Origin of the sequence: Priestia sp. FSL R5-0597, assembly GCF_038006305.1 — a bacterium.
Taxonomy (GTDB): Bacteria; Bacillota; Bacilli; order Bacillales; family Bacillaceae_H; genus Priestia; species Priestia zanthoxyli.
The window spans coordinates 1803198-1828195 of the sequence record NZ_JBBOUZ010000001.1; the positions used below are offsets into that span (position 1 = coordinate 1803198).

Here is a 24998-nt window from a genome sequence, read left to right on the forward strand (position 1 = left end):
AGTGTATATACAATAAATTGTTTTAGAAAGATCAATGATAACAAAAATTCAAAATTTCAATAACGTAGCTTTCGATTATCCTATAAAAAGGTACAGTTCGCAAAGGCATAAATCCCCAGAATTACATGCCCTAATATCTTAAAAAAGCTCCTTTGTATATACTGTTGTGAATAAAACGTTATTATGGTATAAATCTACTATAATATAACAAAGTAGGTAATTTACATGTCAAAAAGTAAATGGTTTTTGATTTTATTTGTTCTATTAATTTCTATTACTTTTTTCTTTTTTATACTCAAAGAAGATGGAGAAATCAAAAGAGATAATATAGAAATAGGATATAAAACAAATGATGAATCTCAACACATTATTGATCCACAGAATAAAGTGGATCGAAATAAGGAAATAATCGTCTCTACACATTTTAAAGAAAATTCGGAAAAGGAAAAACAAAATAAAAAGTTTGTACTAAAATTAGCTAATATCAAGGATAAGAGCAATGTTTTAATGGAAGAAATTATTCCTAATGACGAGGCCACTGCGGGTTACGAATTTAAAATTAGTTCAGGAAAACTTTCTGCGGGAAAGTATCAATTTTCTTTGTATAGAGATAATAATTTGAGCGTAGTAAAAGTCTTTACATTCAAATGATAAAGAATACATAGTCCGTAAAGGTATACCTTTACGAACTTTTCTTTTTCGTAAGAAATCTATCATCTTTATCGTTTGCTTAAGTTATAAAAACAATTACGAACGTCTTCTGGAATCCATGCACTTTTACGAACATTTTTAGTAATAAAAAAGGATTCATACCGGTTAATCGATATGAATCCTTTTGAAACATAGTTATATACCAATAGGTATTTCTTATAATAAAATTAATCCACCTATTATAAGAACAGCACCAAGCATAATACGGAACCCAGAAGACGACACTGGATCAGTAACTATATCGGATGCTACTGCTAAAACAACTAAAGTTTTTTTAGTCTTTCCTTTTGTGTTTTTATCTTTTACGATGATTAAAATTCCCGAGATTAATAGATACAAACCAACTAGTAAAACTAATATAGGTATAAAAATTATTTCCACCTGCTCTTATGTATTATAGTGTATTTATTTTCTATGCTTTTTATAACGTACATAGCTCTTTGTGTATGTATAAATAAACCATTAGAAAACATTCAATATTGCTCCAATAATAATTGCTATTAAAAAATATATCAGGAGACTAAATGATATTAAATATTCCCTAGTTTCTCTGTTATATCTTCACTCCATAAAGATTCGGAAACTTAAATAACATAAACAGAAAATAATTAACATGACCCACATAGGAAGCTGTTCAAAAGCAATAAAGAGTATAATAAAAACAATATAAAAACTTTTTTCTACCCATTTATGCCACTTGTTTACATGATTTTTTCAGTGTCGTGGTCATCTTTAACATTTAATTTTATAGCAAGATACTTTGTAATAAGAGATGCTACTAACAATAATAGTAAGAGGTATAAAAATGTTTTTAGCAATAATATTCAACTCCTATTTAAAATACATTTAACAAAGTACCAACTCCTATAGAAGCTAAATAAAAGAAGAAGAAGATAACGGCTAAAAGGTGTTCCTTTGTTTCTCTTGCAAATTTCCATTCCATAAATATATTAAATCCCTGATAAACAATACAAAAAGCAGCTAAAATAATCCACATAGGAACTTGATTATAATAGCTTAGGGAAAATAAAAATATTATGTATAGTACAACTTCTATTCTTGAGTGCCACCTGTTTACTTTTTTTCTATAAATATCTGGATCGGTTTCTAAGTGCATCTTTTTTCTTAAGTATTTTTCGACATAATGAGCGATATAAAACGCTACTATAATAAAAATCAAAAATTTGTACATAAATACCTCCTAATATCCAATAATATCATTTTTTTCTATTTTAATTAAATTAATCCACTTGTTGTGGAATTAATCATATGATTTAAGGCAGGTTTTATTGAACAGTAAGAAGAGGCTTCACTTGTGAATGAAAACATAGTAGCAATTGAAAGTTATAAAATTGCGTTTTATAAAGATTTAAAATATATGTTACTGAGGAAGATGATGTAATGACGAAATAACTATGTAAAGAAAAGATGGAAAGTTAAAGAGCCCTTGTATACCAAGAGCTCATATTTTTGTATGGTTCCGATAATTAAACTTATGTGAACTAGAATATAATAAGAGGCCGGGACAAAGCCCAGCCTCTTAGATTATCTATATAAATTTTCTACAGGTTTACCTAAATTGTTTATATCCTGAGTAATATTTAAAATGATTAAATAATGATCTTGGCTTTTTCGTTTACCAAGAAAAACAACTTGGTGAACTTCAACTAAATCATTTTCATATTCTTTGTTAGTTTCACACATTTCATACAAAGTGCTACCAAACTCAGTATTATCCCAATTAGCTATATCAAGCTCTATAAAAACTTGGCTTTTTTTTACGTTAATCATTTGTTGTCTACCCCTTATCTATAGCACAATTAGAATGCTAGTGGAAATTGCGTACTCTTTGCAGAGTTGCTTTTATTTATTATAACTCTATGATCTCTTGTCGAAGTATCTGAGGTACTAATATTAGAATCAAAACGTTTAGCGTAAAAAACTTGAGTATTTCCTTTTTTATCAGTTTGTGACCATTTATTATCGTAATTATTCATAGTTTCTTCTCTTAATTTTTTGACATCAACATTGCGACCATATTGAGTATCATTAGGTGTAGATTTTTTCTTTGGATTATACTTATGCCTATCATATGCGTGCTCATTGATAAAGCTTGATTTGTTCATTCCACCATTTAATTTATATGGAACAGTGTTATTCTTTCCCTTTTTAGGTTTACCTCTTCTTTTTAAAGCTTCAAAAGTACTTGTCGAAGCATCAGATACAACAGCCGTAATAGCCCCACTTGTGTTTGTAGTCACTTGTAAATTGATATCGTAACTAACTCCATCTTCAAAAAAAGCAGTATATGTAACTTTGTTGATTGCATCGTTCTCTAAAATCCCTGCATTTTTAAGTTCATCTAATCCATATACTTCAATTTTTTCTTCCAAAACTAACTTCTGAAATTCATCATCGTTCCATTCATCTGCGTAAGATATACTGCTAAACGAAAATAGACCTAAAATCATTAATAAAAAGGCTTTAACTAAAATTCGATTCTTTACCACTTGATTTTCTCCCCTTTTTCATATTTTGTCAACAATGAGAAATTATACTATACAAAAACAGAAAATGTAACAAAAATATACATAAAAATAATAATTTGTTATTTTTATAGTTATATAGACCTTTCTGTAAGTTGATTAAAAAGAGATATATCATATTGCAGTAACAATAATCGGGAAAAATTTAGAATTTCCATTGAATAAAGAACGTTTGTTCGTATATAATAGAGAACAAACGTTCTTTATCTGAGGAGTTCTTTCAATGGATTATGCCCAGCTACCAAACAGAGTCATTATATGCATCGACATGAAAGCATTTTTTGCTTCAGTTTCTTCTGTCATACGGGGATTAGATCCGCTGAAAACAAAGCTTGCGGTGGTAGGAGATATCAAACGGTCGGGATCGGTTGTGTTAGCTGCCACACCTTTATTAAAGAAAGAAGGAATCAAAACAGGAAGTCGTCTTTTTGACATCCCTAAAAGGAAAGATATCCATGTGGTGAATCCATCTATGGAGAGATATATTAAGGCTTCGAACTATATTTCTAGTTTGGTGTTACAGTATGTGGCTCCTGAAGATTTTCATGCCTATAGCATTGATGAGTTGTTTATTGATGCGACAGCTTCTTTGCATTTATTCGCTAAAACACCAGAAGAATTAGCCCATAAAATCATTAACGAGATTTACCGTAAGACACGGCTGACAGCTACCGCAGGCATCGGTCCCAATCTCTTACTGGCGAAGGTGAGTTTAGATCATGAGGCTAAGAATAGCCCAACAGGAGTTGCGTATTGGCGATATGAGGATATTCCCTCTAAGCTGTGGTCCATTCATCCCATGAAGGATTTCTGGGGGATCTCGTCTGCGACGGAAAGACGCTTGAATCGTCTGGGCATTCACTCCATAAAAGAACTCGCTCTTTCTTCTGTAGAGATGTTACAAAAAGAATTTGGCATTCTGGGTGAAGAGTTGCATCAACATGCGAATGGGATTGATTACAGTCGCATTTCTGATGTGTACATTCCTAGCTCTCGTTCATTTGGAAAAAGTCAGATTCTATTCCATGATTATACAAACCGAAAAGAAGTGGAGTTATTGCTGTTAGAGCTATTGGACGATGTATGTTTTCGTTTACGCATGCATGAAGTAGTGGCTCAGACTGTTCATTTATCTATTGGTTACAGCAAACAAACAAGTGGAGGCTTCTCCAGACAAAAGAAAATGGGGAGAGCTTCGAATTTAAGCCAAGATATCTTTCCGTATTGTTTAACCATCTTACATACACATGATAGCGGAATGCCGATTCGTTCCATTGGCATTTCCTTGTCGAACACACGCATTCAAGAAGAAGAACAAATGAGCTTATTTGAGGATATTGATCAGCGGGAAAGAGCCTATGCACTTGCAAAAACGATCGATGACATTCGTCTTCGTTATGGAAAGAATAGCGTTCTACGGGCCTCAAGCTATCTCGATCATTCAACGGCTCGTTATCGAAACGGCCTTCTAGGAGGTCATAAAGCATAAAGGAGGAAAATAATATGCAGAACAGAGGAATGAAAAAATGGCGACCGTTCGCCACTATGCCAGAGCAATACAGAGGATTACAGGAAATGATAAAAAAACAAGCAGAGATACCACAACCTTTTTTAACAGAAGATCAAATGGAACAGATTAATTTCACTTTGATCGAAGCGCTTCATACACATAAAAAAGTGTACCTGACGTATTACAAACATGGGCAGTGTATAACGGAAACAGGAATTATTCAATTTGTTGATTCTCTAGGAGGTGTCTTTGTTTTTATAGATGAAGGATGTAAGCAAACAAACAAAATGAGGTTAAGCGAGCTAATTGATGTTCGTTTCATGTAGTAGAAAGTAATAAAACAGTTTATTTACATAAGATTCCCATACATAATTAGTATAAGCTTAAAAAGTACAGGATCATTTTCATAGATTCATTTAGTAATGTTATATAAGGAGGCCTTTAAAATGAAGCAGGTTTGGCATGAATTTGAACAGTGGTTGAGAATAAATCGGCCAGAAGCAGTAGGAACACTTAACGAAGCAGCTGCTGAATCAGAAATTGCAGCGGTTGAACAAAAGATGGGACTAACCTTCCCCCAAAACCTTAAAGACTGGTTAATGATACATAATGGACAGAGCGATGAGTATATAGGAGTTATTGAAAATTATACTCTATTACCTCTAGAGGAGATTCTGTATACGTGGCAAACCTTAAAAGAGCTTTTAGACGGAGGAGAATTTGAAGATTTTCCAGAAGTAGAATCTGTTGGACCAGTGAAAAAAGAATTGTGGTGGAACCCGCGTTGGATTTCGATTGCCACGAATGGGGGAGGAGATGATATTTGTATAGACTTGGATCCTGATGAAGGAGGAAAAGTCGGCCAAATTATCACCTTTTGGCACGATTGGGAACAGCGCGAAGTAATAGCAGACAGCTTAGAAGAATGGGTAATGGCCACGATAAATCATATAGATCATTAAAGGGGAGAAGCAAATGATAAAGCCGGATATAGAGAAAATCTATAAAATTCTTAAAGCACTTCCAGGTACGTCGGTGAAAGTAGAATTTGAAGATGAAGTGGGAGAAATTCTTTCTACTCCTTATTATATCTATCTTAAAAGCGAGTTTTTAGATGGACAATTAGGCTATAGAGAAGATCTAGAAGCCAATTCCCTTATAGGGAATCAAGAAGGAGATTGGCAAGAAAGGTGGTTTGTCATAGGGTATGATGAAGAAATCGGCGGTGACCCGCTTTTTATTGATATAGCGAATGAAGATTATCCAGTTTTTACAGCTGAACATGGTATGGGTGAATGGGACGCTTTAGAAATGTATGATTCTCTAGAAGAGTTTGTAGAAGATGTTACTTAATTATGGCTTCGTTAAAAGATTTTGATAAGAGTATGGACATAAGAGGATAGATAGTAGTTTAATATCTACCTAGCTGTCCTCTTTTGTAGTACCTATTAAACTTAGAAAGAATGTAGAGAAAGGAAGGTCCTGATGGTAGGAATCGATTTCTATATCGTTAATAATGAGAAAGAAGCAGCTTCTTCTACTAAATGTGTAAAATTTGAGGAAAGAGTACAAGACTATCTGTTAGCGAGAGAATCCAAGGGTCCATTTGAATTATTGACGGGGTTAGATCAGTATGGTGACAAGTTATTTTCTGTACAAGAAATAAAGCAATTAGTAAAGATATGTGAAGCATTACAGACTACCTGTAGACAACCAACGGAGATAAACCTGAATACGAGAGCTTTTGCTGAAGCATTAAAGAATCTTTGCTTAGAAGCACTGAAGCTAAATAAATTAGTATTTGCAGCTGGTGATTGATGTAGAATTAAATGAAATCCATGTTGTGGTTTCGTCGCTTCGATAATATGAATGAATAAATTCAAAGGGGAAACGTCTTGAAAAAAACAGTTCTAAATAAAAATAAAACACTTATAGAGTTAGGGTATGAGTTTCTAGTCGTTTGTCCACATTGTGCTTCTTGCGCCAAAGTCATAGCTTTAGATGACCCGAGTCCTTATATCGCTCACGTCAGAAGAAGGTTTATTTGTACTGCTTGCGGAGTCATAAAAAACAAAGTTATAAAAGCAAACGGTTATGGACAAGCAAGGGTCTCGTACGAACCTAAAGTGAATTATGAAGTGATTTTAGCCAAAAATCCCTGCGACTGGTATTTTCGACTTCCACTCTACTTACAAATCGCATGCAGTGGAAACACCTTATGGGCATTAAACCTAGAACATTTAAATTATATCGAAAGCTATATAGAAGCTGAACTTAGGGAATCACATCCCTATTATTTAAGTGTCGAGAGTCGACTTCCAAAGTGGATGAAGCTTGCTAAAAATAGGAATGAAGTATTAAGAGCCATTCAGAAACTAAAGGTGAAGAATTATTAGATGCTTTTGCTGATTCATTATAATTGGACATATATCTTTCTAATCAGCTTATAAATTAAGCTAAAGAATTCTGCAGCTGAAGGTAACTTCTAAATAGCCTAAGTATGGGAAGTGAAGACTATGTATCAAACTATAAAGATTAATAATTGGATTTTAGAAATTGATGTTGAAGAAACAAAAAAACAGTATTTGAAGAAGTGGGATTTGTGCGATTGTCTATATTGTCTAAACTTCTATGAAGCTATGAAGTCACGATCAGAGATAGAGCTTCAGTTTTTTTACCAACTAGGTATTAATCCTTCTCAATGTAATCACTTATCACATTTTGATCCTCAAGAAAATGGGCTACACTTCTATATTGGCTGTTATCATCTTGTAGGTAAGGTATCTCTTCAAACGCCTCTTGAAATTATAAATTCAGATGATGCAATCCAAATAAGTAATAATTTACATATTGGCTTTTCTAAAAATTTGGAATTTGTCCCTGGTGGATTTGCCAGACCCGTACTTCAACTGAATTTTGAGATAGAAGTCCCTTGGGTACTTGCTGAAGAACCGAGTTAGCGTGCTTTTATATTTTAACTACCGCTTTAAAGTATGTTTTGAAAATGCTAAAGCAGGGATAGAAAAAAAGCTACAGTCAAGAGTAAAAGAGGTAGTATACAAAGACGCACTATTCTTTAGTAAACAAAGAATAGTTGAATAAACACATGTGCTGCTTAAATAAATATGCTGTAAAAAAGCACTCACAAGAGTGCTTTTTACTTTGCCTTAAGAAATGATTTTACAAACAATCATGATACATATGGGTATTTCTACACTCGCTGTGCACAAAAAACTGGAAAAAATTCTCTTCGTTCATTTATAATAATAGAGAACTATGTCGAATCCTAAATATTGGAGAGATTGCTATATGAGAAGAATACTTCCTTTTATAATTTTTACCATTTATTGCATTCCATATGTTTATCTATCTATACGAAAAGATTTTGAAGATGATTCAAAAATAAACTATATAATCATGGCCATGGTTACAGTCGTACTATCTTATCTAAGCGGGCTGATTAGAGCAGATTTGTCACTTATTTTAGGAAATATCGTTTCTTTTAGTACTTCATATTTTTATAACGCGTTAAGACTTCCTGATCCAAAATGGGAAAAATACTTTTCGCCTGTTACTTCGGTTGAGCAAATCGTACTCATAAGCCTTACGGCGCTTGTACTGCAGATGATTGTTTATACAGTTGCTAGAAAGCGAGCGAAGAGATACATTCGTAACGCTATGGTTTCAAAATAGCAAAAAAGAGAGTTAGTCATTTGATGGGCCAGACTCTTCAGATGACTAGCTGAAAGAAGGGGGAAAAAGAAATTCATTCTGTATGAGAAGATAAAGCGATTAAAAACATTGAAAAAAATTCTCTTGCAGTCAAACGAGGAGGGAAGAATAGAAGCGTTATTAGGCATATACTTACCTGCTTTAAACAGGATACGAATCAATTAGGTAAGCTATTTATTACAACTTTTAAATATGTAACCGCAAACAAAAAGGTATGTATTTCTCTTCCTACTTTAATTATACCACATAAAAAAATGCCGATATAGACTGTTTATTCTCATTTACTGCTGGTAAAATCGATAAAACATTACCGGTTAGGAGAGATGTTGAATGAACTCTTTAGTTCTTAGCTTTCAAGAAATAAAAGATACACAGCTTTCACTTGTTGGAGGAAAAGCTTTAAATTTAGGCGCGTTATCAAAAATTCAAGGAATACAAGTACCGGAAGGATTTTGTGTGACAGCGGCCGGGTATCAAAAAGCTCTTGAACAAAATGAAACATTTCAAGCGTTACTGAACCAGCTGACGATGCTAAATGCTGATGATCGAGATCAAATTGGTGAAATCAGCGAAAAAATTCGCCAAACCATTATGGAAATAAAAATTCCTTCTGACGTTGTAAAAGCAGTTATTCATTCTCTCTCTCAGTTTGGGGAAGAGCATGCTTATGCCGTTCGTTCAAGTGCGACAGCTGAAGATATGCCACATGCTTCTTTTGCTGGTCAGCATGACACCTATTTAAATATCAGAGGCAAAGAAGCCATCCTTGAGCACATTAGCAAATGCTGGGCTTCCCTGTTTACAAATCGCGCGGTAACCTACCGGATAAAAAATGGATTTGACCATAGTCAAGTGCACGCATCGGTTATTGTTCAACGAATGGTTTTCCCGCAGGCTTCAGGTATTTTATTTACCGCTGACCCAATTACTTCTAACCGAAAGCTGTTATCCATTGATGCAGGCTTTGGACTTGGAGAAGCGCTGGTGTCTGGTTTGGTATCTGCCGATTGCTATAAAGTACAAGAAGGAGAAATCGTCGATAAAAAAATAGCAGCTAAAAAGGTAGCTATCTACGGATTAAAAGAAGGTGGAACAGAAACCAAGGAAGTTCATTTTGATCTGCAAAAAAATCAAGCGCTCACTGACTCTCAAATTTTACAATTAGAACGCGTTGGAAGACAGCTTGAAGCTTATTTTGATTGTCCTCAAGATATCGAGTGGTGCTTGGCTGATGATACATTTTACATTGTCCAAAGTCGTCCAATCACTACTTTATATCCAATTCCTGAAGCAGATGATCAAGAAAATCACGTGTATGTATCTGTTGGACACCAACAAATGATGACCGATGCCATGAAACCACTGGGATTGTCTTTTTTTCTGTTAACGACTAATGCACCGATGCGTACAGCCGGTGGAAGGTTGTTTGTTGATGTCACCCCTATGCTGGCTTCACCTGACAGCAGAAAAATGATGTTAGGTGCCATGGGACAACATGATCCGCTCATGAAAGACGCACTTACAAGCATAATAGAGCGAGGAGATTTCATAAAATCTTTATCTAATGATCAAAGTTCCGGTAAAAGCAATAAAAGCGTGCCGCCTACGAAGCCTAAGGTACAAATCGAAAACGACTTTACGATCGTTTTTGACTTGATCAAGAAGAATCAAGCTTCAATAGAAGAGCTAAAACAAACCATCCAAACGAAGTCAGGGTCGGAATTAGTCGATTTCATTTCAGAAGATATCGGGACATTAAAGAAGATTTTATTTGATCCACAAAGTACAGCTGTGTTTATGGCCGCTATGGATGCTTCATCATGGATTAATGAAAAAATGGAGACATGGTTAGGTGAAAAAAACGCAGCAGACGCGCTTTCTCAATCCGTCCCAAACAATATTACTTCAGAAATGGGTCTGGCGCTATTGGATGTCGCAGATGTAATTCGCCCTTATCCAGAAGTCATTCATTATTTAAAACATGTAAAAGATGATAACTTTTTGGAGAACCTGGTTAAGTTAGAAGGCGGACAGGAAACCCGAGACGCTATCTATGATTATCTCAGCAAATACGGAATGCGATGTCCCGGCGAAATCGATATTACGAAAACTCGGTGGAGCGAAAAGCCAGCTGCACTTATCCCTGTGATTCTTGGTAATATTAAAAACTTTGAGGCTAACGCCAGCAAACAAAAATTTGAAAAAGGTTTGCAGGAAGCCTTTAAAAAAGAGAAAGAGCTATTAAGTCGATTAAAGCAATTGCCCGATGGCGAACAAAAAGCAAAAGAAACAAAAGAAAGAATTGATCTCCTCCGAAATTTTATCGGTTATCGTGAATATCCCAAATACGGGATGATTAGCCGTTATTTTGTTTATAAGCAGGCTCTCCTGAAAGAAGCCGCTCTGCTAGTAAAAGCCCGCGTTATTGATGAATCAGAAGATATATACTATTTGACGTTTGAAGAACTTCAAGGAGTTGTGCGCACACGTAAACTAGATTACCAAATCATCAGTAAACGAAAAGAAGAGTACAGATTATATGAAAAGCTAACACCTCCGCGTGTGATTACGTCTCAGGGTGAAATTATTACAGGTGCGTACAAACGAGAAAACCTCCCGCCCCAAGCAATTGTAGGTTTACCGGTTTCTTCCGGAGTGATAGAAGGGCGCGCGCGCGTCATTTTAAACATGGAAAAAGCTAATCTATCAGATGGAGATATATTAGTCACTTCCTTTACTGACCCTAGCTGGACCCCGTTATTCGTAGGAATAAAGGGGCTTGTTACGGAAGTTGGGGGACTGATGACTCACGGCGCAGTCATTGCCCGCGAATACGGATTGCCAGCGGTTGTCGGAGTAGAGAATGCTACTCGGCTAATAAAAGACGGTCAGCGAATTCGCGTACATGGAACAGAAGGGTATATTGAAATACTGTAAAAGCCAAAAATACTTGCACTATTTTATCTAATTAATAGATGAAGATTTGTCTAGATTTCTTTGCGCATCTTCAGTTCATACAAAAAGGCAGGCCACAATGGCCTGCCTTTTTTATATTGGTAACAAAGTAGATTTAAACGTCAAATGCTGACTTTTTTCGTAGCTGTCTGCTGCACATGCTCCATAAACAGTTTAAACAAGTTCAGCATTGAAATATGTTCTTTTGCCATCATTTCTGGATGCCACTGGACGCCGACTACAAATTGATTTCCTTGTTTTTCAATGGCTTCAATGACTCCGTCTTTTGCCCATGCGGAAACTTCAAAGCCTGGAGCTACGTCTTTAATCGCTTGATGGTGAAATGAATTAATAAGAGCTTGATTACCGTAAAGGTCATGTAGGCGTGTTCCGTCTTTAATCATGATGGAATGAGAAGGGTCGCTTGTATTGTTGTATTGATCATGTTTGATAAATGACTCTTTAATGTCTGACATGTCTTGATAAAGCGTGCCGCCGTAAGCAACGTTTAAAATTTGTAAACCGCGGCAAATCGCTAATACGGGCTTTCCTTGATCAATCACATGCTTTAACAATAGATGTTCAGACTGATCTCGTGCTAAAAAAGGTGAACCTGTTTTGGTTGTCGGTTCTTCACCGTATAAAAGGGGATTGACGTCTTGTCCACCTGATAAAATCAACCCGTCTATACTTTCTGCCTGCGCTTTAATCATTTCTTCATCTTCTAGTACTGGCAAGATAAAAGGAACTCCGCCGCTTAGCGCTGTTGATTCGATATAGTCGTTATTCACATACGCTCGCTTATAGCCTGGAAAGCGTCCTCCTTGATCCACAATAATGCTTCCTGATATACCAATTAAAAATCCCACTGTTGTTTTCTCCTTTTTTGTTAAATTACCATTTCTTAAGATGTTTTTTCTTTTTTACTGCGTTGATAAAGTGTTTTCAATCGCTTGCTTTATAAGAAATAAATGGTTCTTTTATTCAACTATTATACATATATACCATATTTATTTAATAGAAAATGGTATAATAGCCTCTGTGTGTCAAAAATACTAATTGCCAAAGGTAGAAGGTAGTGCTACAATTGTTCACATTCCTACTATTCTTCTTATTATAGTCGGATTAAAATTTTATACAAGGAAATAGGAGTGATTTTAGTGAAAAGGACTTATTTACTTTTCATCTCTCTTTTAACCATTGTCCTCATGGTAGCAGGGTGCAGTGGTAACGCAAGTAAAAATACTTCAAGTGAAAAAGAAGGAAAAGAAGGCGGAACGCTAAACGTCGCGTCTCAAAGTGAGCCAGCAACGCTAGATGCTCAAATCACTGGGGACTCAGATGTAAAAGATGCAACGCGCAGTATCTATGAAGGGTTAATGATTTTAGACGACAAAGGAAATCCTAAGCCTGACTTAGCGTCTAAAGTAGATATTAGCGATGATAAAAAAACATACACGTTTCAATTAAGAAAAGGGGTTAAATTCCATAACGGTAAAGAAATGACTGCAGATGACGTTGTCGCTTCTATTAACCGCTGGATTAAGCTATCATCCCTTGGAAAAACAAACTTCTCTGGTGCTGAAATGACAAAAACCGGTGATTATACGGTAGAGCTTCATTTACCATCACCAAATGTTAACACGCTATCTTTATTAGCTGATCCAATCCCCGCAGCAGCTATTTTACCAAAAGAAGTGGTTGACAATGCATCTGATGAAGGGATCAAAGACTACATAGGAACAGGTCCATATAAAGTAAAAGAGTGGAAGAAAAATCAATATCTTTTATTAGAAAAATTTAAAGATTATTCTTCGAAAGGCCGCGAAGTTAAGAAAACTCCTCACGTTGATGAAATTAAGATTAGTTTCGTAAGCGATGAGTCAACTAGGATTTCTGGTATTACAACCGGACAATTTGACGTTGCGCTATCTGTATCAAGCGATAATGCCAAACAAGTTGAAGGCAGTCAAAATGCAAAAGTAGAAACATCACCAGGCGGATTTATGGGACTTTTCTACAACGCAGATAAAGGCGTCTTTAAAGACATCAATGCGCGAAAAGCAGTTAACGCAGCTCTTAACTCAAAAGATATCTTAGACAGTTCTTACGGAAGCTCAGATTATTACAAGCTTTCTTCATCCATTGTGAACAAAGAGTATCCAAACTACTACAGTACAGCTGGAAAAGAAGAATATAACCAGCATGATAAGAAAAAAGCAAAAGAATATTTGAAGAAATCTGGTTATAACGGAGAAGAAATTCGCTTAATGGCGTCTCGTGATTACCAAGATCAATACAATACAGCTGTTGTGGTTCAACAAGAATTAAAAGACATTGGTATGAATGTAAAATTAGAAGTATACGACTGGGCGACATTCAGCGATAAAATGAGTGATACAAACCAATGGGACATCTATCCTGTTGACTGGAATGCTCGTTCTACCATCTTCCAAGGATTCTGGACGACAAAAGGTACATCAGTTGAAAAATCAATGGACTACTTAAACAAAATTAAAGCTGCTCCTTCTGTTAAAGAAGCTCGCGGTGACATTGATGCCATCCAGCAATACGTATGGGACGAGCTTCCGTTCACACTTATTGGTCATAAAGTGAACATCAATGCCGTTTCTAACAATTCAAAAGGCTATGAGTATAATTTAGGTCCAATTTTCTACAATATGAGTTTAACAAAATAATATCTTATTATTCTAGTAAACAGAGGGCTTATGCTCTCTGTTTTAGAAAGGAGTTTACGATGGGAGCTTATACACTTAAGAGACTTTTTGCACTAATTCCTGTTTTATTCATTGTATCTATTGTTGTGTTCTTAATTACACGCTTAACGCCTGGGAGTCCCGCAGCAATCATTTTAGGACAAGGCGCAAGTCCGGAACAAATTGCAGCGCTAAGCAAAGAAATGGGATTGGATGAGCCTGTTGTCAATCAATACTTTATCTGGCTATCTAACATCTTTCACGGAGATTTTGGTTATTCCTACTTTTTAAATAAACCTGTGCTCGGGGCAATTTGGGATAACGTAGGTCCTACGGTTTCTCTAGCTATACTTGCGCAAATTTTTGGCGTGGTGTTTGCTTTACTATTTGGTATATATGCAGCTAAACATAAAGGAACGATTCGTGATGAAAGCATTATGGGAGCCAGCCTTTTAGGTATCTCTATTCCTAGCTTTCTTCTCGGTTCATTCCTTATTTTGCTTTTTGCTGTACAGCTTCGAATTTTCCCTGTTTCAGGATACGTTCCGTTAAATGCCGGATTATTTGAATACTTAAAGTATTTAGTTTTACCAACGATTACGCTTGGAGCGATTCAAGCTGCATTAATTACGCGTATGACGCGTTCATCTTTACTCGATACCATTTCTGAAAACTTTGTTAAAACGGCAAAAGCAAAAGGATTAAATGAACGCACAATTATGCTTAAGCATACGCTGCGCGTGAGTTTTTTACCGATTTTAACAGTTATCGGAGAATCATTTGCGGGACTTGTGACCGGAGCGGCAGTAACAGAATCATTATTTAACATCCCGGGATTAGGTCAGCTGATTGTTTCATCAATTGAACGCCGAGATTACGCGCTTATTCAAGGAGCTGTACTTTTAATTACGGTTGCTTACGTGGTCATCAATTTAGTTGTTGATTTGCTGTATGCCGTGATCGATCCGCGTGTACGCAATTCTTATCATGATTAAAGGAGGGTGATGAATGTGAACGCACAACAAAATACAGAGACCATTTCAGTAACTTCAAAGAAAAAAAGAAACCCAGCGGCAGCGCGTTTCTTCTCAAATCGTTTGCTAGTAAGAGGAGCGATACTTATTTTATTATCTATTTTGATTGCTGTTTTTGCTCCGCTCATTTCTCCTTTTGGCAGTTTACAAATCGACCCTGCAAATCGATTAGCACCGCCGTCAAGCACGCACTGGTTTGGAACGGATAACTTTGGGCGAGATGTATTTAGTCGGACAATGTACGGCGTCAGAATATCGTTAATGATTGGAGCCGCAGTAACGATTATTGCTACTGTACTTGGTTTAATCGTTGGACTTTTATCTTCTTATTATAAAATTCTTGATTATATTTTAATGAGAATTTGTGACGGCTTGTTTGCTTTCCCGTCTATTTTACTAGCAATTGCCATCATGTCTGCTTTAGGACCTAAAACAAGCAATGTTATTATCGCACTGAGCCTTGTATTTATTCCTTCGATTGCGAGAATTGTTCGTTCAGCTGCGCTTGTTGTAAAAGAAAAAACATTTATTGAAGCGCTAAAAGCTCAAGGAGCAAGCTCACTTCGAATCATTTGTTTTCATATGGCGCCAAACGTCTTATCGCCTTTAATCGTTCAAGTAACATACGTGTTTGCTGTGACGATTTTAACAGAGGCTTCGCTAAGCTTTTTAGGAGCCGGAATTCCTGCGCCAACACCAAGCTTAGGAAATATGCTGTATGACGGAAAGCTTGCGATTTACAACGCGTGGTGGATGACCGTGTTTCCGGGTGTATTCATCATTTTAATTGTACTTGGCCTTAATTTATTTGGTGACGGTCTGCGCGATTGGTTAAATCCGAAAAACGTAATGCTGAAGAAAAGGAGGAAAAAACGTTGAGTAACGCCCTTTTAAAATTAGAAGACTTACAAGTAACTTTTACAACGTATAGCGGAGAAGTAACGGCTGTTGACAATGTATCTCTTCAATTAAATAAAGGAGAAGTATTGGGCATTGTCGGTGAATCTGGATCAGGAAAAAGCGTAACGTCCGAATCTATTCTTCAGCTATTAGATGAAGACCTAACAAGCTACGATGGCAAGATTTTGTTTGAAGGAAAAAACTTATTAGACATGTCTTCAAAGCAAATTCAAAAGCTAAGAGGAAACGAAATCTCAATGATTTTCCAGGATCCCATGTCGTCATTAAATCCCGTTATGCCAATTGGAAAACAAATTGCTGAAGTGATTCGTCTGCATCAAAAAGTCTCTAAAAAAGAAGCGCAAAAGAAAGTCGTAGAGCTTTTGAGACTAACTGGCATTCCGTCTCCAGAACAGCGAGCAAAAGAGTATCCGCATGAAATCTCGGGAGGAATGAGGCAGCGCATTATGATTGCGATGGCTTTAGCCTGTGAGCCGAAGCTTCTTATTGCCGACGAGCCAACGACGGCTTTAGACGTAACCATTCAAGCGCAAATCCTTGACCTTATGATGGATTTAAAAGACAAGCTCAACATGGGCGTGCTGTTCATCACCCATGACTTAGGCGTTGTCGCTAATATTTGTACAAAAGTAGCCGTGATGTATTTAGGGCAAGTGATGGAAGAAACGGACGTTAAAACGCTGTTTTCAAAGCCGCTTCATCCTTATACAATGGGCTTAATTAAGTCGGTTCCTCATTTAGATGGCGACAGAACAAAAGAGCTTTCGTCCATTCCCGGAACGGTTCCGCCGCTTTCAAACGTGCCAGACGGCTGTCGTTTTGCACCAAGATGCCCGTTTGCAACGGAAAAATGCCATAAAGAAGTACCTGTTTTAGAGCATGCCGATGATACGCATCGCGTTCGATGCTGGCACTATGAAAAAATTCAAGAAGGAGAGGTTGCGTATGTCTAGTGAAGCAAAGCAGCAAAGCGCCAAGCCCTTGCTTGAAGTTCGCAACCTGCAAAAATATTATCCGGTTCGTTCAGCTTTAGGAAAAGCAAAAGGCCAAATCAAAGCAGTTCAAGATGTATCCTTTGATATTTATGAAGGCGAAACGTACGGACTAGTAGGTGAATCTGGTTGCGGGAAAAGTACAGCGGGGCGCACGCTTTTAAAGTTAGTAGAACCAACGGGCGGGGAAGCACAGTTTAATGGAGAAAGTATTTTCGAATCTAAAGCATCACGCTTACGGACGATTCGTAAAGATTTGCAAATGATTTTCCAAGATCCGCATACTTCCCTTAACCCAAGGAAAAAAATTGGGGCTTCCATTCAAGAAACATTAACAATTCATAATGTAGGCGCCAAAAGCGAACGAAAGCAGCTTGTCATTGAATTATTAAAAAAGCTTGGGTTTAACGAAGAAGATTACAACCGCTATCCGCACGAATTTTCAGGCGGCCAGCGTCAGCGCATAGGGATTGCGCGTTCGTTGATTTTAAACCCGAAGCTTATCATTTGTGATGAGCCGGTTTCAGCACTGGACGTATCGATTCAAGCACAAATCTTAAACTTGCTGCGCAGTTTGCAAAGAGAAATGAAGCTTTCATATCTCTTTATCTCCCACGATTTAAGCGTTGTAAGACATATTGCAGACCGCGTTGGCGTAATGTATTTAGGAAGATTAGTAGAAGAAGGGCCAACAGATGAGATTTTTTCAAATCCTCGTCATCCTTACACAAAACTTCTTTTATCATCTGTCCCGGCAATTCACGAACATGAAAAGCGTGAAAAAATTGAGGTTAAAGGTGAAATTCCTTCTCCTCTTAATCCACCTTCAGGCTGTGCGTTTCATAAAAGATGCCCGTTCGCATTTGACCGCTGCATGAAAGAAACACCTGAAGATACAGTGATTGATAGCAAGCATAAAGTAAAATGTCATCTATATAGTTAAGGTGAAAATCTGTAGCGATAGAGAAAACAAACATATTGATGCAGCAGCATAATTGAATGAATAGAAATGAAAAAGTCACTAGTACATCTAGTGGCTTTTTTCTTTGAAAACATCGGGTTCCAAGGGTAGTGAAAAGTCATTATTTAGCATATTAGATTCATTTTTATATAAAAAACGAATATTTTAATGATAATATAGTTCTATAAATATACATAAAAAGGGGTTTTTATATGAAAAAGGGATCTTTTATTTTGGGAATTTCACTACTGTTATGTGTAGGTAGCTTAACCGGGTGTAGTTTTTCAGATGAAAAGGAAGCCGCTACAAGCACTCAAGAAACCAAGGAGAACGCAACAAAGAAAAACGTAGAAGCAAAAGAAGAAAGTAACGAAGCAATCAAGAAAAAAGAGCCTCAAGACAATGCTACAGAAGAGTCGGATAAAAAAACAAATAAAGTCACAGAAAAAGAGAAAGACTCCTCAAAACCAGGGGATAAACAGAAAGAAGATTCTACGCAAGCAGCAGATAAAACTGAATCAGCGCCTAGTCAAGTTGACTGGGGTAGCACGTGGAGCAGAAATATTGATACAGACCCCGCTGGAATAGATATTACTAATTTAAAAGGCGACACGCTTAAGTTCAAATTAAACGCAAATCATTTTGACAACCCAGAAGATGTTAGTACTGGAATTGTGAGTGCAGGGGATGTGGAAGGAACTGCAAAGATTAAAGGAAATGTCGCTACTCAAATAACGGATGATATAGACGGTGGTTGTATGATTACGATGACTAACTATACAAGTTATATAAAAGTTGATTATCAGCCAAGCTGTACCAGTTCTGGTGGAGGAATAGGCGTTTACTATGATGGAAAATATCAAAAAGGAAGTATGTCGGAAACACCTCAGATAAAAGCAAAAAGAACAGATGATGCTGAGGATTCACAAGAAAATCCACAAGGTAGCGAAAAATCTGCTGCTGAAGAAGCACCAGCCGAGGATACGCAAACATTACTGACTCACGAACAAGCGGAGGAGTTAGTTAGAAAACAACAAGGGTATTCTATTAATGATCCGGTACACATTGTTGTTTATGACCACGATGATGAGGATGGGAATTATGTTATCCACGATCTTGAAGATGTAAAAGACGACCCTAATACACCTTACAGCGAAGCACACGAAGCTACCTATGGATGGTACTCAGTAAATCCTAAGACAGGTGAAATTATTGATTTACTTAATGATGCATATTAAACAAGAAGTTTTGCCTATTGGCTTGTTTTTTGTGTTAAAGAAGGAAGGTCTATGTTGCCTCTAACTATTTAATTACGGCATTTATTCTACAAGTTATTCCTTAGATAAAGCCTTTGTTTTCTTTTAGAAAAGAAATTTTTGTGACATAGGGGCGGGTGATATTAAAAAAAGTTTAGTGCCTTACGACCAATGATTGTATCACGATAAGATAGATGATTGGCCCTTTTTAACCTACCTATCCTAATATATGGAGATATGAAAACAAAACGTGTTATGATGGTATCGGTGATAATTATGGGTAAAAAAGCAGACAAAACGAACGTAATGCGAATTTTAGATCAGAAAAAAATTGAGTACAATTATTATTCTTATGAAACTAAAAATCTGAGTGGAGTACAGGTAGCTACTTCGCTCGGAGAGGATCTTGCTAAAGTCTTCAAGACACTTGTGACCGTTGGAAAATCAAAAGAACATTATGTCTTCATGGTACCGGTTGAAAAGGAGCTTGATTTAAAGAAAGCGGCAAAAGCGGCTGGTGAAAAGTCCTTAGAAATGATTCCTCAAAAAGAGCTGTTGCCTCTGACAGGATATGTTCACGGAGGGTGTTCTCCTATCGGGATGAAAAAGCAGTTCACAACCTTCATTGACTCTACGGCAGAAGACTGTGAAACGATTTACTTTTCAGGCGGGCGTGTAGGTCATCAGATACAGCTACCACTAAGTGACTTATCAAAAGTAATTCGTATACGTCCGGCAGACATCACAAAAGATAGTTGAAATGTAGTTCCCTTGAGCGAAACGCACTTAGACATAAGCGTTTCGCTTTTTTAGTTGGTTTAATTACTGTTGGAATAACAAAAACAAAAGTAAAAAGACAGAAAAAATGATATTATATAGTTAATATATGGAAACTTTATGAAAAGGATAGGAGGAGGACAAAAATGATTAAATCAATTATTGGTGGGTTCATTTTATCTTTTATACTTTTAGTAGCATGTACAATAGCTAACGTAAATTCAGAAACAGTATTTTTGGCAGTGTTCATTATACTAGTAGGGTTAGCCATTATTATATCTGGAGCAGCTGTGAGCGGTGATCGAATGAGAGCTAACCTTTCCACAGAATCAAAAGCAGACAAGAAGTGGAGAATAACAAATTCTATAAACCTTATGTTAGCTGCCGCTCCAGTTCTCGGGGTATTTCTTCTCATTCATTACTTTGTATAGTTTATTCTTCGACATGTAAGAGCAACCCGCAAGGTCCTAAAAAACAAACTAATTATTCATAAGATAATAGCGAAAAGAGGTGCTAGGATGAAAGAAATCACTTCAACTATGGTGAACCCGACAATAAAAAAGCTGTTATCTTATGCAACTTTAGAAGAGAAGGTTGATGGAGAGTATAAAAAATACACTTGTTTGCCAAGTCGGAAATTATATAGTATTGAAGTAAATGGAGAAACAGTTAGCTGTATAGGAGTTGAATTTCTTAACGCCAAGGAAGCTGTTGTAAAACATATAGCTGTTTTACCAAAAGAGAGAGGGAAAGGAATAGGAAGCAGCATGATTCGCTTTCTTTGTAAGAACTATGATATACATTCTATTTTTGCTGAGACAGATAAAGAGTCAGTAAACTTTTATTCTAATTTTGGCTTCCAAATAACAAGTTTAGGTGAAAAATATCTCGGAGTGGAGCGCTTTTTGTGTGAATTTAAAGTTAAATGAGATAAATTTTGGATTGCAAGAAAAAGAGAGCAGCAGGATGATCAATAACGAAAGCAAATAAAAGGCACTCACAATATGATATAATACATTTAGCAGCTCCTTATATTTATAGGGCTAAAATTACATACAACTTAACATCAAAGAAGCTAAAGGCCGAGAGTAAAAGAATATTAATTACCGAACAAATATGTTTTGTTTGCGATAACAAAAAGCCTCTAGAAAGAGGCTTTTCTTTATAAAAAAGATTGACAGAATATTTCAATATCATTTTATTTTGGTTCTTGAAATTCCAATACCTTAAGAAATACATAATAATAAAAGACATTTTTCATCTACTTAACTAAAGGTTTTTTAAAAGGAGACAGCTATATCTTATGTATGTTACACTCCGCCCGTTTTGTTTTATTTTATCTATTATCTTATGTCTAGCTTATCTTCCGGTTTCTGTAAAAGCAGAAACTGTACCCAATAAAAAAGCAAATTACGCAGCCGAAAAAAAGACATACCGCATTGCTGGAGAAAAACATCTTGCGCCTTTTTCTTACGTGAACGATGAAGGAGTATTTACTGGTTTTAGTATTGATATGCTCAATCAAATAGCGAAAGAAGAGAATGTGAAATTTACATATATTCCAATGGATCTTTATCAAGCAACAAAAGCACTGCAAGAAGGTAAAATTGATGCCATTATGGGCTTGGAGTATTCGGCTAATCAAAATCAAGTGTTTAAGTTTTCCGATCCATATTTTACGATGGCAGATGCCGTAGTCATTCCAAACTCATTAAAGTCCTCGGTTACATCTTTAACCGATTTACGAGGCAAAACAGTTGCCATGCGGGAAGATAAAATCTCCTTTGAACTGCTGATGAATGTAAGAAACATAGAGTTTCAAGTGGCTTTAAATCCAGAGGATGCGCTCAATCTCCTGTTTTTAAATCGGGCTGATGCTTTTTTTTCAAACAAGTGGACCGCGGAATTTTATCTTGAGAAATCAAAGAAAAAAGGACAGTATACTATACTCGATAATGTAGGAATACCTTCAGAGTTTGCGGTTGCAACTCGACCTGAAAACACAAAATTTTTATCGATCATTAACCGTTCAATTTCACGTATGCAGGCGGATGGAACATATCAAGAACTATATAGAAAATGGTTTGTTTCTTCTTCAGAAGAACGCCTAAAAGAATTGCGCAATTGGATTGTTTTTCTTCTTATTATAGTTGTCTTAACACTAGGTAGTTTATTTACCATATATCTTTGGAACAAGCGATTAAAAAAAGAAGTAAAAAAACGTACATCGGCGCTTGCTGATGCGAATCAAAAGCTGCAGATTCAGCAAAAAGCAATTTCACAGGCGCATGCATTTCAGACACAAGTTATTAACCATATGTATTACGGAATTCTCACATTTGATCAATCGCTAAACCTTACAACTATCAATCAGCGGGCAAAAGAAATTCTTCTCATAGAGGATAAAACATTTCAATCTAGTCATATTCATCAACATCCGCTTATCCAGCAAATTTTTAAAACGTATAATACGATAAAGCAATCGCAAATGGCATTGCCATTTACAAAAGAAATTCAGCACAAACAAAATGGAGAAGTCTATTTTGTATTGTATCGAGTAATTCCGCTTTATGAAGATACAACTAAAATGAACGGTTATTTACTGACACTAGCGGATCGTTCTGAAGAAAGACTGCTTGAGAAGAAGTTAGCAACTCAAGAGAAAATGCGTGCGTTAGGTCAGCTGGTCGCAGGTGTAGCACACGAAATTCGTAATCCGCTTACATCCGTAAAAACGTTTATTGATTTGCTGCCAAATAAATATGAAAATCCAGAGTTTCGAAAAGAACTGTCCAAGCACCTTCCAGAAGCACTGAGAAGAATGAATCGTATTGTTGAAAGTTTAGTAGATTATGCCCGGCCTAAATACCCTCAGAAAATAGCTTTTGACGTAGAAACATTTATAAACTCTGTAGCGGTTATTATTAGCCCTACGTTAAAAAAGAAAGCGGTTCACTTATCTCTTGATATTGAACCGGGTATGCGTCTTTACAGTGATCCCGATCAAATTAAACAAATTATGCTAAACCTGATGTTAAATGCGCTGGACGCGATGGAAAGCAGTCCTCGTAAGGAGCTCTCTATCAGGGCTGTAACAGAAAATGGATTGGGTTTTATTAATGTTAGTGATACAGGAAAAGGCATAGATGAAAAAGACGTCCCACATATTATGGAACCTTTCTATACAACAAAAAAGCAGGGAGTGGGTCTTGGTTTATCACTATGCTATCAGTGGATAGAAGAGAATAATGGAGAAATTACGATGCAAACAAAAAAAGGAAATGGTACAACATTTACGATTGTCTTGCCTGTTACGAAAGAAAAAGGAGGCCATTCATATGAAACCGACTGTTCTCATTCTCGATGACGAACCCGCTATTGGTTCATCTCTTCGTTTTGCTCTAGAAACAAACTACGAAGTGACCAATCTTACAGAAGTACCGGAAGCTTATCAATTTTTACGCAGTCAGCCTGTCCACGTTGTTTTGCTGGATTGGCGACTCGGCGAATATAATGGGCTTGAAGTGCTAAGTAAAATTAAAGACATTCAGCCTCAAACATCCATTATTATGATGACGGCTTACGGGACGATTGAATCGTCTATAGAAGCTATTAAAAGAGGAGCTTACCATTACATTACAAAGCCTCTTGATATTGAAGAGCTTCATATATTAATTGAAAAAACGCTTGAACACCAGGAGCTTCATGATAAAGTTCGTGAATTAAGCGAAACGATTGAGAAAATAAAGGGCTACGATCAAATGATTGGTGAAAGTGCAGCTATGAAACAAGTTTTTTCGATTATTAATAGAGTAAAAGACATTGATTCGAACGTGCTTATATTCGGTGAAAGCGGTACTGGAAAAGAGCTAGTAGCGCGAGGGATTCACCGGCAGGGAAAGCGAGCAAACGGACCGTTTATTTCCGTTAACTGTGCGGCTATTCCAGAGACTTTACTTGAAAGTGAACTTTTTGGTTTTGTAAAAGGCGCCTTTACAGGAGCTACTCGCAATCAAAACGGGAAAGTAGCCGCAGCTGATGGAGGAACTCTTTTTTTAGATGAAATTGGTGAGATGCCTCCGTCGTTGCAAGCAAAAATGCTTCGATTTTTACAAGAAAAAGAAATAACGCCTCTTGGCTCATCGGAAACAAGAAAAGTAGATGTTCGGATTGTGAGTGCCACTAATAAAGAATTAAATCGTATGGTAAAAGAAAATGGCTTTCGCGAAGACTTATATTTCCGCTTGAATGTCATCCCTATCACACTACCGCCATTACGGGAACGGAAGGAAGATATAGCGCTGCTTATTCCATACTTTTTGCAAAAATACTCAGAAGAAATGGAGAAACCGCTTTGTGTGCTGTCTTCAGATGCATATAAAAAGCTTTTAACGTATGATTACCCTGGAAATATAAGACAGCTAGGAAACATTCTTGAATATGCCGTTGCTATGACCAAAGATGGAACGATTATGGAAAAAGATTTACCTATAACTGTTCAACACGAACAAGAGATTTCTTTGTCACGCTATGAGAATGAGAATTTCACCGAAGAAACAAAATTAATTAATATTCCAATTAACTACACGATGAAAGAAGCAGAACAGCTAATTATCGAATCAGTCCTTGAAGAGTGTGGAGGCAACCGCAGAAAAACAGCTCAGGCACTCGGTATCAGTGAACGAAGTATCCGTAACAAACTTCATCTTTACCGCACAATTCAACAAAAGGAGGCAAAAAATGCCGAGTAGGAACATATTTCCGTTTCTACCCGGCATTTTTTGCCGGGTTCTTGTCAGTTCCTCTGCCATTTAAGCGCTTTTTTGTTGGCACGAAAATTGCAACATATTATTGTAAGCGCCCACATTAAAGAAAATAGAGGTGAA

Annotated in this window: 25 protein-coding genes; 21 read left to right on the top strand and 4 right to left on the bottom strand. The window is 36.5% G+C overall.

The features are described from left to right. Nucleotides 1-225: 225 nt before the first annotated feature. The gene (locus MKX72_RS09210) at nucleotides 226-651 is read left to right on the top strand and encodes a hypothetical protein (protein ID WP_033578676.1); all 426 of its coding nucleotides are present in this window, start codon (nucleotides 226-228) and stop codon (nucleotides 649-651) included. Between the two features lie 895 nt (nucleotides 652-1546). Here the strand turns inward: MKX72_RS09210 and MKX72_RS09215 are convergent. The 3 genes from MKX72_RS09215 to MKX72_RS09225 all read right to left on the bottom strand — a co-directional run bounded on the left by MKX72_RS09215 (nucleotide 1547) and on the right by MKX72_RS09225 (nucleotide 3221). Further along, nucleotides 1547-1903: a DUF4181 domain-containing protein gene (locus MKX72_RS09215; protein ID WP_048021439.1), complete on the bottom strand. Its 357-nt coding sequence runs from the start codon at nucleotides 1901-1903 to the stop codon at nucleotides 1547-1549. A 353-nt stretch (nucleotides 1904-2256) separates the two neighbouring features. After that, on the bottom strand, nucleotides 2257-2502 hold the full coding sequence (locus MKX72_RS09220) for a hypothetical protein (protein WP_228123044.1): 246 nt from the start codon (nucleotides 2500-2502) through the stop codon (nucleotides 2257-2259). A 29-nt stretch (nucleotides 2503-2531) separates the two neighbouring features. Continuing rightward, the gene (locus tag MKX72_RS09225; RefSeq protein WP_154991458.1) at nucleotides 2532-3221 is read right to left on the bottom strand and encodes a hypothetical protein; all 690 of its coding nucleotides are present in this window, start codon (nucleotides 3219-3221) and stop codon (nucleotides 2532-2534) included. 259 nt (nucleotides 3222-3480) lie between these two features. Here MKX72_RS09225 and MKX72_RS09230 point away from each other — a divergent pair, with 259 nt between their 5' ends. The 9 genes from MKX72_RS09230 to ppsA all read left to right on the top strand — a co-directional run bounded on the left by MKX72_RS09230 (nucleotide 3481) and on the right by ppsA (nucleotide 11436). Beyond that, the gene (locus MKX72_RS09230) at nucleotides 3481-4746 is read left to right on the top strand and encodes a Y-family DNA polymerase (protein ID WP_155008220.1); all 1266 of its coding nucleotides are present in this window, start codon (nucleotides 3481-3483) and stop codon (nucleotides 4744-4746) included. A gap of 14 nt (nucleotides 4747-4760) precedes the next feature. After that, nucleotides 4761-5093: a YolD-like family protein gene (locus MKX72_RS09235; protein ID WP_155008219.1), complete on the top strand. Its 333-nt coding sequence runs from the start codon at nucleotides 4761-4763 to the stop codon at nucleotides 5091-5093. A gap of 120 nt (nucleotides 5094-5213) precedes the next feature. Next, nucleotides 5214-5729, top strand: a complete 516-nt coding sequence (locus tag MKX72_RS09240) for an SMI1/KNR4 family protein (protein ID WP_155008218.1) — start codon at nucleotides 5214-5216, stop codon at nucleotides 5727-5729. 13 nt (nucleotides 5730-5742) lie between these two features. After that, a complete protein-coding gene (locus MKX72_RS09245; protein ID WP_155008217.1) occupies nucleotides 5743-6120 on the top strand; it encodes an SMI1/KNR4 family protein in 378 nt (125 codons plus the stop codon). A 132-nt stretch (nucleotides 6121-6252) separates the two neighbouring features. Next, nucleotides 6253-6585 carry a hypothetical protein gene (locus MKX72_RS09250; RefSeq protein ID WP_098112794.1) on the top strand — a complete coding sequence of 111 codons (333 nt, stop codon included), beginning with the start codon at nucleotides 6253-6255 and terminating at the stop codon, nucleotides 6583-6585. A gap of 77 nt (nucleotides 6586-6662) precedes the next feature. Next, entirely contained in the window at nucleotides 6663-7163 is a 501-nt protein-coding gene (locus MKX72_RS09255; protein WP_098112793.1) for a hypothetical protein, read from the top strand. 120 nt (nucleotides 7164-7283) lie between these two features. Next, a complete protein-coding gene (locus MKX72_RS09260) occupies nucleotides 7284-7727 on the top strand; it encodes a hypothetical protein (RefSeq protein ID WP_155008216.1) in 444 nt (147 codons plus the stop codon). A gap of 349 nt (nucleotides 7728-8076) precedes the next feature. Next, nucleotides 8077-8460: a hypothetical protein gene (locus MKX72_RS09265; RefSeq protein WP_155008215.1), complete on the top strand. Its 384-nt coding sequence runs from the start codon at nucleotides 8077-8079 to the stop codon at nucleotides 8458-8460. Between the two features lie 369 nt (nucleotides 8461-8829). After that, nucleotides 8830-11436 carry a phosphoenolpyruvate synthase gene (ppsA, locus tag MKX72_RS09270; RefSeq protein ID WP_155008214.1) on the top strand — a complete coding sequence of 869 codons (2607 nt, stop codon included), beginning with the start codon at nucleotides 8830-8832 and terminating at the stop codon, nucleotides 11434-11436. Between the two features lie 140 nt (nucleotides 11437-11576). Here ppsA and MKX72_RS09275 read toward each other — a convergent pair whose 3' ends face one another. Continuing rightward, nucleotides 11577-12323 (bottom strand): gamma-glutamyl-gamma-aminobutyrate hydrolase family protein, encoded by a 747-nt coding sequence (locus tag MKX72_RS09275; RefSeq protein ID WP_028413756.1) that lies wholly within the window; start codon nucleotides 12321-12323, stop codon nucleotides 11577-11579. Nucleotides 12324-12614: 291 nt separating this feature from the next. Here MKX72_RS09275 and MKX72_RS09280 point away from each other — a divergent pair, with 291 nt between their 5' ends. From MKX72_RS09280 to MKX72_RS09330, 11 genes are all read left to right on the top strand, one after another. Further along, nucleotides 12615-14153: an ABC transporter substrate-binding protein gene (locus MKX72_RS09280; RefSeq protein ID WP_033578690.1), complete on the top strand. Its 1539-nt coding sequence runs from the start codon at nucleotides 12615-12617 to the stop codon at nucleotides 14151-14153. A 59-nt stretch (nucleotides 14154-14212) separates the two neighbouring features. After that, nucleotides 14213-15166: an ABC transporter permease gene (locus tag MKX72_RS09285; RefSeq protein ID WP_028413754.1), complete on the top strand. Its 954-nt coding sequence runs from the start codon at nucleotides 14213-14215 to the stop codon at nucleotides 15164-15166. 9 nt (nucleotides 15167-15175) lie between these two features. After that, entirely contained in the window at nucleotides 15176-16084 is a 909-nt protein-coding gene (locus MKX72_RS09290; RefSeq protein WP_034264721.1) for an ABC transporter permease, read from the top strand. Then, a complete protein-coding gene (locus MKX72_RS09295) occupies nucleotides 16081-17079 on the top strand; it encodes an ABC transporter ATP-binding protein (RefSeq protein WP_028413752.1) in 999 nt (332 codons plus the stop codon). Before MKX72_RS09290 ends, MKX72_RS09295 begins: the two co-directional genes overlap by 4 nt. Then, complete coding sequence (locus MKX72_RS09300) at nucleotides 17072-18061, top strand: ABC transporter ATP-binding protein (protein ID WP_155008213.1); 990 nt, start codon at nucleotides 17072-17074, stop codon at nucleotides 18059-18061. Before MKX72_RS09295 ends, MKX72_RS09300 begins: the two co-directional genes overlap by 8 nt. Nucleotides 18062-18291: 230 nt before the next feature. Continuing rightward, complete coding sequence (locus MKX72_RS09305; RefSeq protein WP_155008212.1) at nucleotides 18292-19317, top strand: hypothetical protein; 1026 nt, start codon at nucleotides 18292-18294, stop codon at nucleotides 19315-19317. A gap of 294 nt (nucleotides 19318-19611) precedes the next feature. Next, nucleotides 19612-20094, top strand: coding sequence for a Cys-tRNA(Pro) deacylase (gene ybaK, locus MKX72_RS09310; protein WP_034264724.1), 483 nt, complete (start codon nucleotides 19612-19614; stop codon nucleotides 20092-20094). Between the two features lie 164 nt (nucleotides 20095-20258). Further along, nucleotides 20259-20543, top strand: a complete 285-nt coding sequence (locus tag MKX72_RS09315; RefSeq protein WP_155008211.1) for a DUF5316 family protein — start codon at nucleotides 20259-20261, stop codon at nucleotides 20541-20543. 87 nt (nucleotides 20544-20630) lie between these two features. Next, nucleotides 20631-21041 carry a GNAT family N-acetyltransferase gene (locus MKX72_RS09320; protein ID WP_155008210.1) on the top strand — a complete coding sequence of 137 codons (411 nt, stop codon included), beginning with the start codon at nucleotides 20631-20633 and terminating at the stop codon, nucleotides 21039-21041. A gap of 374 nt (nucleotides 21042-21415) precedes the next feature. Beyond that, entirely contained in the window at nucleotides 21416-23479 is a 2064-nt protein-coding gene (locus MKX72_RS09325) for a transporter substrate-binding domain-containing protein (RefSeq protein WP_155008209.1), read from the top strand. Then, nucleotides 23451-24863, top strand: a complete 1413-nt coding sequence (locus tag MKX72_RS09330; RefSeq protein WP_155008208.1) for a sigma-54-dependent transcriptional regulator — start codon at nucleotides 23451-23453, stop codon at nucleotides 24861-24863. Before MKX72_RS09325 ends, MKX72_RS09330 begins: the two co-directional genes overlap by 29 nt. Nucleotides 24864-24998: the final 135 nt, after the last annotated feature.